The following is a 234-nucleotide window of genomic DNA, read 5'->3' as shown; positions in this document are numbered from 1 at the left end:
GTTGAAGGTCAATCCCGGCTGGACGCAGGGCGAATGCCAGACCTGCGATATCAAGTTCCTCGGCGGAGACGGCCAGATCATATCAAGCGAGCCGCTCTCCAGCAGCCAGGCGCCTGGCGCGGTCAACGTGCCGCTCGGCACGGAAACGATCCTGCTGTCCGGCGCCAACGCCAATACCGCCACCGTCGACGTCAGGGACCTCGGCGCCAGGCTGCCGCAGACGCAAGGTTCGGT

At 65.8% G+C, this 234-nt stretch carries 1 pseudogene; it reads left to right on the top strand.

Features of this window, described 5'->3' with window-relative positions:
• Positions 1-234: pseudogene (locus tag EOD29_RS35215) on the top strand (hypothetical protein); the annotation flags it as partial.

The sequence above is a fragment of the Mesorhizobium sp. M1A.T.Ca.IN.004.03.1.1 genome, assembly GCF_003997555.1.
Taxonomy (GTDB): Bacteria; Pseudomonadota; Alphaproteobacteria; order Rhizobiales; family Rhizobiaceae; genus Mesorhizobium.
The sequence above is the reverse complement of the archived record's forward strand: the minus strand, read 5'-3'. Positions and strand labels throughout refer to the sequence as shown.